An 11,539-nucleotide genomic window follows, 5' to 3' on the forward strand; every position below is an offset into this window, starting at 1 on the left:
CGACGGCCCCCGCGCCGCCCTTCCTTGCTGGACCGTTGGCGACCACGTATTGTCGGTCGCACCTTCGCCCCTCCGGAGCCGACGCCGCCGCCATGCCCGACACCGCGCCCGCACCGACGCCGCCGCCCCGTGTCGGGCTGTTCGTGACCTGCCTGGTCGACCTGTTCCGGCCGACGGTGGGGTTCGCCGCGGTCAAGCTGCTGGAGGAGGCGGGCTGCGCGGTGGAGGTGCCGGCCGGGCAGACCTGCTGCGGCCAGCCCGCCTACAACGCCGGGCGGCGCGACGACGCCCGCGACCTGGCGCGCCGCACCATCGCCCTGTTCGAGGGGTTCGACCACGTGGTGGTGCCCTCGGGCTCGTGCGCCGCGACCCTCCGGGTGCACTACCCCGCCCTGCTGGAGGAGGACCCGGCGTGGGCGCCGCGCGCCCGCGCCCTGGCGGCGCGCAGCCACGAGCTGGTGTCCTTCCTGACCGACGTCCTGGGCGTCCCGGCGGTGGCCGCCGCACACGCCGGCTCCGTCACCTACCACGATTCCTGCTCCGGCCTGCGCGAACTGGGGGTGCGGGAGCAGCCGCGCCGGCTGCTCGCCTCGGTCGCCGGGCTGGAGCTGCGGGAGATGGCGGATACCGAGGTCTGCTGCGGCTTCGGCGGCACCTTCTGCGTCAAGTATCCGGAGATCTCCGGCCGCATGGCGGCGGACAAGGCCGACGCCATCGCCGCCACCGGCGCCGCCACGGTGCTGGCCGGCGACCTCGGCTGCCTGCTCAACATCGCCGGCACCCTGGCCCGCCGGCGGGCGCCGGTCGCCGTCCGCCACGTCGCCGAGGTGCTGTCCGGGCTCGCCGGGTCGGTGCCGCCGATCACCGCGGCCAAGGGCTGAGGACGCAGCCATGGAGCCGACCGCCCGCCGCTTCCCCGAGAACGCCGCCACCGCCCTGGCCGACGCCCGGCTCCAGACCATGCTCGCCCGGTCGGCCGGCGGCTTCCAGGCGAACCGTGCCCGCGCCGCCGCCCGCCTGCCGGAGTTCGAGGCCCTGCGCGACCAGGGCCGGGCGATCAAGGACCACACCCTGGCCCACCTCGACCTCTATCTGGAGCGCTTCGAGGCCGAGGTGGTCCGCCAGGGCGGCACCGTGCACTGGTGCGCCACCGCGGCCGCGGCGCGCGACACGGTGCTGGCGCTGTGCCGCGGCGCCGGGGCGCGCACCGTCACCAAGGGCAAGTCGATGATCGCCGAGGAGATCGCGATCAACGACCACCTCGAGGCGCACGGCGTGGTGCCGGTGGAGACCGACCTCGGCGAGTACATCGTCCAGCTGCGCAAGGAACCGCCCAGCCACATCATCGCCCCGGCCTTCCACGTGTCCAAGGAGCAGGTGGCCGAGTCCTTCCGCGCCGCCCACGGCGGGCTCCCCGCCGACCGCCCGCTGGGCCAGCCGCACGACCTGCTGGCGGAGGCGCGCGCCGTGCTGCGCCGCCGCTTCCTGGAGGCCGACGTCGGCATCACCGGAGCCAACCTGCTGATCGCCGAGACCGGGCAGACGGTCATCGTCACCAACGAGGGCAACGGCGACCTCACCCAGACCCTGCCGCGCGTCCACATCGTCCTGGCGTCCATCGAAAAGGTGGTGCCGACCCTGGAGGACGCCGCCACCGTGCTGCGCCTGCTGGCGCGCTCCGCCACCGGGCAGGAGTTCTCGGCCTACACCACCTTCTCCGCCGGGGCGCGGCGGCCGGGCGACGCCGACGGGCCGCAGGCCTTCCACGTGGTGCTGCTGGACAACGGACGCTCCGCCCTCATCGGCACCGAGTTCCAGGAGGTGCTGCGCTGCATCCGTTGCGGCGCCTGCATGAACCACTGCCCGGTCTACGGCGTGGTCGGCGGCCACGCCTATGGCTGGGTCTACCCCGGGCCGCTGGGCGCCGTGCTCGATCCCGCGCTGGTCGGCCTGGCCGAGACCGCCCACCTGCCCAACGCCTCCACCTTCTGCGGGCGCTGCGAGGCGGTCTGCCCGATGCGCATCCCGCTGCCCAAGATGATGCGCCACTGGCGCGAGCGCGAGGCCGCGGCCGGCCTCCAGCCCGCCGGCATGCGCCGCGGCCTTTCCGCCTGGGCCTGGGTCGCCCGCCGCCCCGCCCTCTACCATGCCGCCATGCGGGTGGCGGCCCGCCTGGTGCGCTTCGCCGCCCGCCGCGGCGGGGGCGCCGCCGCCGCCCTGCCGCTGGCCGGCGCCTGGACCCGGGCGCGCGACCTGCCCGCCCCGGAGGGCCGCACCTTCCAGGAGCTGTGGGCCCGGGAACGGCGGCGCCCCGAACGGGGGGCCCGGGTGCCGGCAACCGACCCGACGCGGAGCGGCCGCCCGTGACCGCCGGCGACGACGCCCGCGGCCAGATCCTCGGCGCCCTGCGGCGCGGGCTGGGCCGCCCCGAGGCCGAGGCCACGCGCCGCCAGGCGGTGGCGGAGCGGATCGCCGGCCACCCCCGCAACCTGGTGCCGGCCCGTGCCCAGCTGCCGCCGGCCGAGCGCGTCGCGCTGTTCGTGCGGATGGCGACGGAGGCCGCCGCCACGGTCGAGCGCCTGCCCGGCCACGCCGCCGTAGCCGGCGCGGTGGCCCGCCTGCTGGCCGCCCACAACCTGCCTTCGGCGGTGCGCGTCGCCCCCGATCCGCGCCTCGACGCCATCGCCTGGGACGACCACCCGACGCTGACGGTGAGCCGCGGCCCGGCGGGCGACGGCGATCCCGTGTCGCTGACCGGGGCCGCCGCCGGGGTCGCCGAAACCGGCACCCTGGTGCTGTGGTCGGGGCCGGACCACCCCACGACCCTCAACTTCCTGCCCGACACCCACATCGTCGTGCTCGACGCCGCCGACGTGGTCGCCGTCTACGAGGACGCCTGGGACCGCCAGCGCCAGCGCCACCCCGGCGGTCCGCCGCGGGCGGTCAACCTGGTCACCGGCCCGTCGCGCACCGGCGACATCGAGCAGACCATCCAGCTCGGCGCCCACGGGCCACGCCGCCTCCACATCCTCCTGCTGGGGGATGGCGGGGCGGCGGGCTGACGGGGCGGATCATGGTGCGCAAGCGGACCCTCACCGACGACGAGCGCCGGCTGTGGCGGCTGGTGACGCGCGACGCCGAGCCGCTGCCCGGGCGCACCCTGGCCGAGGAGATGACCTCCGCCCCGCCCGCCGCCGCCGCGCCGCCGCCGGCCGACCCGCCGGCGGCCCCGGCCGCGGCCGGCCGCCCGACGCCGGCGGCGCCGCGCGCCAAGCCGGCGCTGCCGCCGCTGCGCCCCGGCGACCACGTCGACATGGACCGCCGCACCGCCGACCGCCTGCGCCGCGGCCGGCTGGAGATCGACGGCCGCATCGACCTGCACGGCATGACCCAGGAGCAGGCCCACGGAGCGCTGGCGTCCTTCGTCCACCGCTGCTGGCACGAGGGGCGGCGCTGCGTCCTCGTGATCACCGGCAAGGGCAGCTTCAGCCCGCACGGCGGGGTGCTGCGGCGCACGGTGCCGCGCTGGCTGGCCGACCCGCCGCTGCGGCCGATGATCCTGGCCGTGCAGCCGGCCCAGCCCATGCACGGCGGGGACGGCGCCCTCTACGTCCTGATCAAGCGGCGGCGGGACCGCTAGACCGGCGATGACCCCGTTCGGCGAGAAGGTCCGCACGCTGCGCGCCGCGCGCGGCCTGACCCTGAAGCAGATGGCCGCCGACCTCCACATCTCCTCGGCCTACCTGTCGGCGCTGGAGCACGGCAAGCGGGGCCAGCCGTCGCCCCAGTTCGTGCGCCAGGTCTGCGGCTATTTCGGCATCATCTGGGACGAGGCGGAGGAGCTGGAGCGGCTGGCCGCGCTGTCCCATCCCCGGGCCACCGTCGACACCGCCGGCCTCACCCCCAAGGCGACCGCCCTGGCCAACCGCCTGGCGGAGTGCATCGGCGCCCTGGACGAGGCGGCGCTCGACGCCCTGCTGGCGGTGCTCGACGACGCGGCGGCCCGCACCGGCCGCCGCCGCCGCCGGCCGGTGCGGCGCTGACCCTCCGGCAACCGGCCGGCGGGAAACCGGCCGGCCGGCAACCGACGGGTGGCCGCGCCCCGCGGCCTGTGCTACAGGCCGTGGGATGGAGAACGCTCACGCGGGGGAGGCGGACATGAAGATCGGCGTGGTCGGGTGCGGTGGCCGGATGGGCCAGATGCTGGTGCGCGAGATCGCGGGCACGCCGGGCTGCACCCTGGCGGGCGGCACCGAGCGGGTCGGCGGGCCCCTGGTCGGAAAGGACGTCGCCGCCGCCGCCGGCCTGGACCCGGCCGGGGTCGCCATCGTCGACGATCCCGTCACCCTGTTCGCGGTGGCCGACGCCGTCATCGACTTCACCACCCCCGACGCCACCGAGCGCCACGCCGCCCTGGCCGCCCAGAGCCAGACCGTGCTGGTGGTCGGCACCACCGGGCTCAACCCGGCCCAGCAGGAGTCGCTGGTCCGGGCGGCGACCCACACCCCGATCATCCAGGCCCCCAACATGTCGGTCGGGGTCAACCTGCTGTTCGCGCTGGTGGAGCGGGTGGCCGGTGTGCTGGCCGAGGACTACGACATCGAGATCGTCGAGATGCACCACCGCCACAAGGTGGACGCGCCGTCGGGCACCGCGCTCGGCCTCGGCCGCGCCGCCGCCGCCGGACGCGGCGTGGACCTGGACGCGGTGTGGCAGAAGGTGCGCGACGGCCACACCGGGCCGCGCGACCCCGGATCGATCGGCTTCGCCACCCTGCGCGGCGGCGACGTGGTCGGCGACCACACCGTGGTCTTCGCTGCCGAGGGGGAGCGGATCGAACTGACCCACAAGGCGTCAAGCCGGCAGGTGTTCGCCAAGGGTGCGGTGCGCGCGGCGCTGTGGGCCAACGCCAAGCCCTCGGGCCTCTATTCCATGCGCGACGTGCTGGGGCTGTAGGCGGATTCGCGCCGACCGCCGGCGGCCGCCACGGAACCGCGACCGGGACGGTGGGGTTGTACGCTGCACCACCGGAAGGGAGGTGCGGCTCCATGCATGTGCTGCCGAGATTCCAGGGCGTCGAGGGTCTGGCCCGCCTCGGCTACGCCGCGCGGGGGCTGGTCTACATGGTCGTCGGCTGGTTCGCCGTGCTGGCCGCCGAAGGGCGTGGCAGCCCGACCGACACCAAGGGGGCGCTGACCGCCATGCTGGCCCAGCCCATGGGGGCGGTCCTGCTGGCCGTCGTCACCCTGGGGCTGGTCGCCTACGCCGTCTGGCGCATCGCCGAGGCCCTGCTCGACGTCGACCGGCGCGGCCACGATGCCAAGGCGCTGGCCACCCGCGCCGCCCACCTGGTGTCGGGTCTCCTGCACGTCGGGCTGGCTGCCGCGGCACTCGGCCTGCTGATGTCCGGGCAGGTCGGCGGCGACGGCGATTCCTCGGCGCAGGACTGGACGGCCTGGCTGATGGCGTGGCCGCTCGGGCGGTGGCTGGTGGCCGGCGTCGGCGCCGTGGTCGCTGCCGCGTCGGTCGCCCATGCCGCCAAGGCCTGGACCGGCGGCTTCTGCCGCCACCTGGTCGTGCCGGGCGCGGCGCGGCGCTACGTCGAACCCCTGGGCCGCGCCGGCTACGCCGCGCGCGCCGTGGTGTTCGCCCTGGTCGGCCTGTTCTTCCTCACCGCGGCGTGGCAGGCCGACGCGTCGGAGTCGGGCGGCCTGGCCCAGGCCCTGCGCACCCTCCAGGAGCAGCCCTACGGGCCCGCCCTGCTGGGCGTGGTCGCCGCCGGGCTGCTGGCCTTCGGCCTGTTCGGCTTCGTCCAGGCCGCCTACCGCCGCATCGACATGGAGCGCGCCGAACGCCAGGCCCGGCAGGCGGTGAGCTGACCCCGCCGCGTGCCCCGCCCGGCCCCTCCTCAGCCCTTGGCCGGGCCGATCATCGCGCCGAGGTCGCGGCCGGCGAACACGTGGATGTGCAGGTGCGGCACCTCCTGGTGGGCGTCGCCGCCGCAGTTGGCGAGGATGCGGTAGCCCGGCTCCGCCGCCCCGGCCTGACGGGCGACCTCGCCGACGGCGCGGAACAGGCCGGCGATCTCCGCCTCCGACGCGGTGGCGGTGAAGTCGTCCATGCCCACATAGGCCCCCTTCGGGATCACCAGGATGTGGGTCGGCGCCTTGGGGTCGATGTCGTGGAAGGCCAGCGCGGTGTCGCTCTCGTAGACCTTCTTGCACGGGATCTCGCCGCGCAGGATGCGGGCGAAGATGTTGGTCTGGTCGTACATGGCTTTCGGCCTCACCCCTTGGTTTTGCGTGCCGTCTTCTCGTCGATGCCGCTGGTGCCCTCGCGCCCCTGCAGCAGCCGCCACACCTCGACCGGCTCGAGTCCGGCGTCGGCCCACAGCACCATCAGGTGGTAGAGCAGGTCGGCCGATTCCGCGGCGATCTTGGCGCGGTCGCCGCGCATCGCCTCGATCACCGTCTCCACCGCCTCCTCGCCCAGCTTCTGGGCGATCTTGGCGGTGCCGCGGGCGTAAAGCTTGGCGGTGTAGGAGGTCGAGGGATCGGCCCCCTTGCGCGCCGCCACGGTGCGGTAGAGGCGCTCCAGCACCGCCGCGGTGGGATCGCCGGCCTCAGCCATGGGCGCGCACCGGGATGCCGGCGGCGGCGAGCGCGGCCTTGGCCTCGCCCACCGTGTGGGTGCCGAAGTGGAAGATCGAGGCGGCCAGCACCGCGGTGGCATGGCCGTCGCGGATGCCTTCCACCAGGTGCTGCAGGGTGCCGACGCCGCCCGACGCGATCACCGGCACCCGCACCGCGTCGGCCACCGCCCGGGTCAGCTCCAGGTCGAAGCCGCTCTTGGTGCCGTCGCGGTCCATGGAGGTCAGCAGGATCTCGCCCGCCCCGTAGCCGGCCATCCGCCGCGCCCACTCCACCGCGTCCAGCCCGGTCTCCTTGCGGCCGCCGTGGGTGAACACCTCCCACCGGCCGGGGCCGGTGCGCTTGGCGTCGATGGCGACGACGATGCACTGGCTGCCGAACTTCTCCGCCCCCTCGCGCACGAACTCCGGGCGGTGCACGGCGGCGGTGTTGATGGAGACCTTGTCGGCCCCGGCCAGCAGCAGCTTGCGGATGTCCTCCACCGTGCGCACGCCGCCGCCCACGGTCAGCGGCATGAAGACATGCTCGGCGGTGCGCCGCACCACGTCGAAGATGGTGTCGCGGTTCTCGTGGCTGGCGGTGATGTCGAGGAAGGTCAGCTCGTCCGCCCCCTCGCGGTCGTAGACCCGCGCCTGCTCGACCGGGTCGCCGGCGTCGATCAGGTCGACGAAGTTGACCCCCTTCACCACCCGCCCGTCCTTGACGTCCAGGCAGGGGATGACGCGCATCTTCATCATCGCCGGACGCCCTCGCCCGCCGGGGCGGACAGCAGGTCGAGCGCCGTCCGCGGGTCGATCCGCCCGTCGTAGAAGGCGCGGCCGCAGATCACGCCCTCGATGCCGGCCGCCTCCTCGCGCTTGAGCGCCACGAGGTCGTCGATGGAGGAGACGCCGCCCGAGGCGATCACCGGGGTGGTGAGGTGGAAGGCGAGGTCGGCCGTGGCCTCGACGTTGACGCCGCCCATCGCCCCGTCGCGGTTGATGTCGGTGTAGATGATCGCGGCGACGCCGCTGTCCTCGAACTTCAGCGCGAGGTCCATCGCCTTCATCTCCGACGTCTCGGCCCAGCCGGCGACGGCGACGTAGCCCTCACGGGCGTCGATGCCGACGGCGACCCGGCCGGGCCACAGGCGGCAGGCCTCCTTCACCAGCTCGGGATCGCGCAGCGCCACGGTGCCCAGGATGACCCGCCGCACCCCCTTCTCCAGCCACGTCTCGACCGTCTTCAGGTCGCGGATGCCGCCGCCCAGCTGCACCGGCATGTCGCCGACCGCGGCCAGGATGCGCTCCACCGCCGCGGCGTTCACGGGATGGCCGGCGAAGGCGCCGTTGAGGTCGACCAGGTGCAGCCACCCGAAGCCCTGCGCCCGGAAGGCGGCGGCCTGGTCGGCCGGATCCGTGTTGAAGACGGTGGCGTGGCTCATCTCGCCGCGCACCAGCCGGACGCAGGCGCCGTCCTTGAGATCGATGGCGGGGTAGAGGATCATGACGGCGTGTCGTCCAGTTGCGGGTTGGAGGTCAGGTCTTTGCAGTAGAAATGGCCGGGCACCGGCTGGCCCTCCACCAGGGCGTAGTAGGGGTGCGTGCCCCAGCGGATGAAGCCCAAGTGTTCATACATGACGATGGCCGCGGCCTGGCTGGCGCGCACGTCCAAGTTCATGATGCGGAACCCCAGATCGCGGGCCGCCCGCTCCACCGCCAGGGTCAGCTTGCGGGCCAGACCGTGGCCGCGCGCCCACGGCGCCACGAAGGCGGTGGTCAGCGAACAGGCGTGGGCCTGCGCCTCGTTGTTGCGGGCCGGGCGCATGAGCTGGGCCGACCCGGCGATCACCCCGTCGAGCCGCCCCACGAACAGGATGCGCTCGGGCACCACCAGGACGCCCTTCCAGTAGCGCTCCATGACGTCGCGCGGCGGCGGCTCCACCCACCCGAAACCGCCACCGCCACGGATCGCCTCGTCGGCGGCGTCGCAGAGGTCGTTGAGGTCGCCCGAGCGCAGGCGGCCCTCCACCCGCTCGACCGACGCGTTGGCCGTCAATCCCGCCATGGCTCAGGGTGCCCAGGTCAGGAAGTTGGCGATCAGGGTCAGGCCGGCGGCCTGGCTCTTCTCCGGATGGAACTGGGTGCCCACCAGGTTGTCGCGGCCGACCACCGCCGTCACCGGCCCGCCATAGTCGACCCGGGCCAGCTCGGTCGCCAGATCGGCGCAGCGCAGCTGGTAGGAATGGACGAAGTAGCCGTGGGCGTCGGCGGGCAGGCCGCGCAGCACCGGGTGGCCCGGCCGCACCAGCTCCAGGTCGTTCCAGCCCATGTGCGGGATCTTCAGGGCGGGGTCGGCGGGCTCCAGCGGCACGACCTCGCCGTCGATCCAGCCCAGCCCCTCGTGCACCCCGTGCTCCAGCCCGCGCGCGGCCATCAGCTGCATGCCCACGCAGATGCCGAGGAAGGGCCGGGCATGGCGGATCACCGCCTCCTCCAGCGCGTCGCGCATGCCGGGCACGGCGTCGAGGCCACGCTTGCAGTCGGCGAAGGCGCCGACGCCCGGCAGGATGACGCGGTCGGCACGGCGCACGGCGCCGGCGTCGGCGGTGACGTCGACCGTGCAGGTCAGGCCGGCCTCGCTCGCCGCGCGTTCCACCGCCTTGGCGGCGGAGCGCAGGTTGCCGGAGCCGTAGTCGATGAGGGCAACCGTTGCCATGGTGGGGACGGAACCTATGGGTTAGAGCGAGCCGCCGAGCGTGCCCTTGGTGGACGGAACGGCGTCGGCCTTGCGCGGGTCGATCGCGACCGCGCCGCGCAGGGCGCGCGCCAGCGCCTTGTAGCAGCTCTCGACGATGTGGTGGTTGTTCTCGCCGTACAGGGTCTCGACGTGCAAGGTCAGGCCGGCGGCGCCGGCGAAGGCCTGGAACCACTCGCGGAACAGCTCGGTGTCCATGTCGCCGATCTTGTCGCGGCTGAACGCCACCTTCCACACCAGGTACGGGCGGTTGGAGAAGTCGAGCGCCACCCGGGTCAGCGCCTCGTCCATCGGCACGTAGGCGTGGCCGTAGCGGGCGATGCCCTTGCGCTCACCCAGCGCCCGCGTCACCGCCTGGCCGATGGCGATGCCGGTGTCCTCGGTGGTGTGGTGGAAATCGATGTGCAGGTCGCCGTCGGCGACCACCGTCAGGTCCATCAGGCTGTGCCGCGCGAGCTGCTCCAGCATGTGGTCGAGGAAGCCGACGCCGGTGCGGACGTCGTAGACGCCGCTGCCGTCCAGGTTCACCGCCACCCGGATGCGGGTCTCGGTGGTGTTCCGCTCGATCGTCGCGCGGCGGGCGGGGCCGCTCTGGGAGGTGTCCATGGCCGATGGTTTAGCACCATGCCCCGGCATATGCCATAGCCCGGCGGCGGCGGCCGGGCCGGCCGCCACCCCGGCGGCCGCGGAACCGCTTGCACGGGCCGCGATCCGCGCTATGCTGGATTGCATCCTAGGCGTGCATATTATCCTATGCGCATCCCGCTCCTGACCGCCGCCCTGCTGTCGTCCGCCTGCGCCCTCTCGACCTGGGAGCCGCCGCCGCGCACCCCGGTGGCCGCCGCGGTGGCGCCGGGGAGCACGGAGGCGCTGCGATTCGCCGGGCTGAGCCTCGGCGCCATGCGCCGCGGCACCGAGATCGGCCGCTATGTCTGGGGCATCGACTGCGCGGCACCCTACGGGCGGACCTTCTGGACCAGCGGGCGGCGCCTGCACGCCGGGGCGACGTGGGAGGACCGCTTCGCCGAAATCATGGGCGACGCCGGCTTCGCCGTCGCCGGCGGTGCCGACCACTTCTTCACCGCCCGGGCGCAGCGCCGCGACGCCCGCTACGCCGTGGCCGGCCAGCTCACCGAGGTGCGCCTGGAGCTGTGCCGGCGCGAGGACTGGATCACCGGGGCCGACCGCGGGGTCAGCGGCTACGGCACGGTGACGGTGGACTGGGCGCTCTACGATCCCGTCACCGAGCGGCCGCTGCACCGGGTGTCGACCACCGGCAGCGCCACCATCGACGCCGGGGTGCCGGAGGGCGACGTCCTGCTGATCGAGGAGGCCTTCGCCACCGCGGTCGAGGGACTCGCCGCCGACGACGGCTTCCGCGCCGCCGTCGCCATCGGCGGGGCGCCGCCCGCTCCGCCGCTGTTCGCTCCGCCGGCCGCGGCCGGACCGCCCGTCACTCCCTCGCCCCTCCCGCCGCTGGCCATCGCCCAGCCCGCGGTTGCCGCGGCGGCCATGGCGGCGGCGGGAGGGCGGCTGGAGATCGCCACGCCACGGCCGCTCTCCGGCGGCCTGGCGGCGGCGCCGGCACGGCTCGACGCCGCCCGGGTCGCGGTCGGCGCCGGCCATGGGCTGGTGGTGGGGGAGGCCGCCGGCGGTGCGGTGCTGCTGGCGCCCGACTCGGCGGTCGGCGGCGGGGCGCGCGTGGTGGTGCGGCCGGCCGCCGGGATCGCCCTGGACGGCGTGGTGGAGGCGCGCGCACCGCGCCTCGGCCTTGCGCTGGTCCGGGTGCCGGCGCGTCTCGCCGCGCTTCCCGTGCGCACCGACGCGATCGCGGTCAGCGCGCCGGTGCACGCCGCCGGCGGCCCCGCGGGCCGGCTGTGGGAAGGCATCGTCGGCGCCGTCCGCGCCGACGCCGCGACCGGCACCCGGGTGGTGCTGGCCGACGTCGACGGGCCGCCGCCGCGACCGGGCGATCCGCTGCTCGACGGCGCCGGCAACCTCGTCGGGCTGGCGTTGCCCGACGCCGGCGCGCCGCCCGGCGGCGGCGCCCTGCCGGCCTTCGTGCCCGCCGCCGACGCGCTGGCGGCGCTGGGCGCGGCGCTGCGCTGAGACGGGGCGCGCGGGGGTGCGGGGTTGACCGGCCCCTCCCCCTC

15 protein-coding genes are annotated in these 11,539 nt (G+C 75.1%); 8 read left to right on the forward strand and 7 right to left on the reverse strand.

Going from position 1 to position 11,539, the window contains the following annotated elements; genetic code table 11:
- The first annotated feature begins 92 nt into the window (after positions 1–92).
- The 7 genes from AC6H2I_RS01435 (at position 93) to AC6H2I_RS01465 (ending at position 5,879) form a co-directional block, all read left to right on the forward strand.
- The gene (locus tag AC6H2I_RS01435) at positions 93–881 is read left to right on the forward strand and encodes a (Fe-S)-binding protein (protein WP_497498743.1); all 789 of its coding nucleotides are present in this window, start codon (positions 93–95) and stop codon (positions 879–881) included.
- A gap of 10 nt (positions 882–891) precedes the next feature.
- On the forward strand, positions 892–2,367 hold the full coding sequence (locus AC6H2I_RS01440) for a lactate utilization protein B (RefSeq protein WP_497498744.1): 1,476 nt from the start codon (positions 892–894) through the stop codon (positions 2,365–2,367).
- Complete coding sequence (locus tag AC6H2I_RS01445) at positions 2,364–3,062, forward strand: LutC/YkgG family protein (RefSeq protein ID WP_497498746.1); 699 nt, start codon at positions 2,364–2,366, stop codon at positions 3,060–3,062. The genes AC6H2I_RS01440 and AC6H2I_RS01445 overlap by 4 nt, the downstream gene beginning before the upstream one ends.
- Positions 3,063–3,073: 11 nt before the next feature.
- A complete protein-coding gene (locus AC6H2I_RS01450) occupies positions 3,074–3,640 on the forward strand; it encodes a Smr/MutS family protein (protein WP_497498747.1) in 567 nt (188 codons plus the stop codon).
- 7 nt (positions 3,641–3,647) lie between these two features.
- Entirely contained in the window at positions 3,648–4,043 is a 396-nt protein-coding gene (locus AC6H2I_RS01455) for a helix-turn-helix domain-containing protein (protein ID WP_497498749.1), read from the forward strand.
- A gap of 115 nt (positions 4,044–4,158) precedes the next feature.
- Positions 4,159–4,956 carry a 4-hydroxy-tetrahydrodipicolinate reductase gene (gene dapB / locus AC6H2I_RS01460; RefSeq protein WP_497498750.1) on the forward strand — a complete coding sequence of 266 codons (798 nt, stop codon included), beginning with the start codon at positions 4,159–4,161 and terminating at the stop codon, positions 4,954–4,956.
- 92 nt (positions 4,957–5,048) lie between these two features.
- Positions 5,049–5,879, forward strand: coding sequence for a DUF1206 domain-containing protein (locus AC6H2I_RS01465; RefSeq protein WP_497498751.1), 831 nt, complete (start codon positions 5,049–5,051; stop codon positions 5,877–5,879).
- A 29-nt stretch (positions 5,880–5,908) separates the two neighbouring features.
- Here AC6H2I_RS01465 and AC6H2I_RS01470 read toward each other — a convergent pair whose 3' ends face one another.
- The 7 genes from AC6H2I_RS01470 to hisB are packed head-to-tail and all read right to left on the reverse strand — an operon-like array spanning position 5,909 to position 9,992.
- On the reverse strand, positions 5,909–6,274 hold the full coding sequence (locus AC6H2I_RS01470) for a histidine triad nucleotide-binding protein (protein WP_497498752.1): 366 nt from the start codon (positions 6,272–6,274) through the stop codon (positions 5,909–5,911).
- A gap of 11 nt (positions 6,275–6,285) precedes the next feature.
- Positions 6,286–6,630: a phosphoribosyl-ATP diphosphatase gene (locus AC6H2I_RS01475; protein ID WP_497498753.1), complete on the reverse strand. Its 345-nt coding sequence runs from the start codon at positions 6,628–6,630 to the stop codon at positions 6,286–6,288.
- Positions 6,623–7,387, reverse strand: coding sequence for an imidazole glycerol phosphate synthase subunit HisF (gene hisF / locus AC6H2I_RS01480; protein ID WP_497498755.1), 765 nt, complete (start codon positions 7,385–7,387; stop codon positions 6,623–6,625). Before hisF ends, AC6H2I_RS01475 begins: the two co-directional genes overlap by 8 nt.
- A complete protein-coding gene (gene hisA / locus AC6H2I_RS01485) occupies positions 7,384–8,136 on the reverse strand; it encodes a 1-(5-phosphoribosyl)-5-[(5-phosphoribosylamino)methylideneamino]imidazole-4-carboxamide isomerase (RefSeq protein ID WP_497498756.1) in 753 nt (250 codons plus the stop codon). Before hisA ends, hisF begins: the two co-directional genes overlap by 4 nt.
- A complete protein-coding gene (locus AC6H2I_RS01490; RefSeq protein ID WP_497498758.1) occupies positions 8,133–8,696 on the reverse strand; it encodes a GNAT family N-acetyltransferase in 564 nt (187 codons plus the stop codon). The genes hisA and AC6H2I_RS01490 overlap by 4 nt, the downstream gene beginning before the upstream one ends.
- A gap of 3 nt (positions 8,697–8,699) precedes the next feature.
- Positions 8,700–9,347: an imidazole glycerol phosphate synthase subunit HisH gene (hisH, locus tag AC6H2I_RS01495; RefSeq protein ID WP_497498759.1), complete on the reverse strand. Its 648-nt coding sequence runs from the start codon at positions 9,345–9,347 to the stop codon at positions 8,700–8,702.
- 21 nt (positions 9,348–9,368) lie between these two features.
- Complete coding sequence (hisB, locus tag AC6H2I_RS01500; RefSeq protein ID WP_497498760.1) at positions 9,369–9,992, reverse strand: imidazoleglycerol-phosphate dehydratase HisB; 624 nt, start codon at positions 9,990–9,992, stop codon at positions 9,369–9,371.
- 147 nt (positions 9,993–10,139) lie between these two features.
- Here hisB and AC6H2I_RS01505 point away from each other — a divergent pair, with 147 nt between their 5' ends.
- Positions 10,140–11,495 carry a serine protease gene (locus AC6H2I_RS01505; RefSeq protein ID WP_497498762.1) on the forward strand — a complete coding sequence of 452 codons (1,356 nt, stop codon included), beginning with the start codon at positions 10,140–10,142 and terminating at the stop codon, positions 11,493–11,495.
- Positions 11,496–11,539: the final 44 nt, after the last annotated feature.

It is taken from the genome of Azospirillum sp. NS33 (genome assembly GCF_059703765.1).

Excerpts from the sequence above, each read along its gene's own strand:
- AC6H2I_RS01435 (WP_497498743.1), top strand. The coding sequence starts at position 93 with ATGCCCGACACCGCGCCCGCACCGACGCCGCCGCCCCGTGTCGGGCTG.
- AC6H2I_RS01440 (WP_497498744.1), top strand. The coding sequence starts at position 892 with ATGGAGCCGACCGCCCGCCGCTTCCCCGAGAACGCCGCCACCGCCCTG.
- AC6H2I_RS01450 (WP_497498747.1), top strand. The coding sequence starts at position 3,074 with ATGGTGCGCAAGCGGACCCTCACCGACGACGAGCGCCGGCTGTGGCGG.
- AC6H2I_RS01455 (WP_497498749.1), top strand. The coding sequence starts at position 3,648 with ATGACCCCGTTCGGCGAGAAGGTCCGCACGCTGCGCGCCGCGCGCGGC.
- dapB (WP_497498750.1), top strand. The coding sequence starts at position 4,159 with ATGAAGATCGGCGTGGTCGGGTGCGGTGGCCGGATGGGCCAGATGCTG.
- AC6H2I_RS01465 (WP_497498751.1), top strand. The coding sequence starts at position 5,049 with ATGCATGTGCTGCCGAGATTCCAGGGCGTCGAGGGTCTGGCCCGCCTC.
- AC6H2I_RS01470 (WP_497498752.1), bottom strand. The coding sequence starts at position 6,274 with ATGTACGACCAGACCAACATCTTCGCCCGCATCCTGCGCGGCGAGATC.
- AC6H2I_RS01475 (WP_497498753.1), bottom strand. The coding sequence starts at position 6,630 with ATGGCTGAGGCCGGCGATCCCACCGCGGCGGTGCTGGAGCGCCTCTAC.
- hisF (WP_497498755.1), bottom strand. The coding sequence starts at position 7,387 with ATGATGAAGATGCGCGTCATCCCCTGCCTGGACGTCAAGGACGGGCGG.
- hisA (WP_497498756.1), bottom strand. The coding sequence starts at position 8,136 with ATGATCCTCTACCCCGCCATCGATCTCAAGGACGGCGCCTGCGTCCGG.
- AC6H2I_RS01490 (WP_497498758.1), bottom strand. The coding sequence starts at position 8,696 with ATGGCGGGATTGACGGCCAACGCGTCGGTCGAGCGGGTGGAGGGCCGC.
- hisH (WP_497498759.1), bottom strand. The coding sequence starts at position 9,347 with ATGGCAACGGTTGCCCTCATCGACTACGGCTCCGGCAACCTGCGCTCC.
- hisB (WP_497498760.1), bottom strand. The coding sequence starts at position 9,992 with ATGGACACCTCCCAGAGCGGCCCCGCCCGCCGCGCGACGATCGAGCGG.
- AC6H2I_RS01505 (WP_497498762.1), top strand. The coding sequence starts at position 10,140 with ATGCGCATCCCGCTCCTGACCGCCGCCCTGCTGTCGTCCGCCTGCGCC.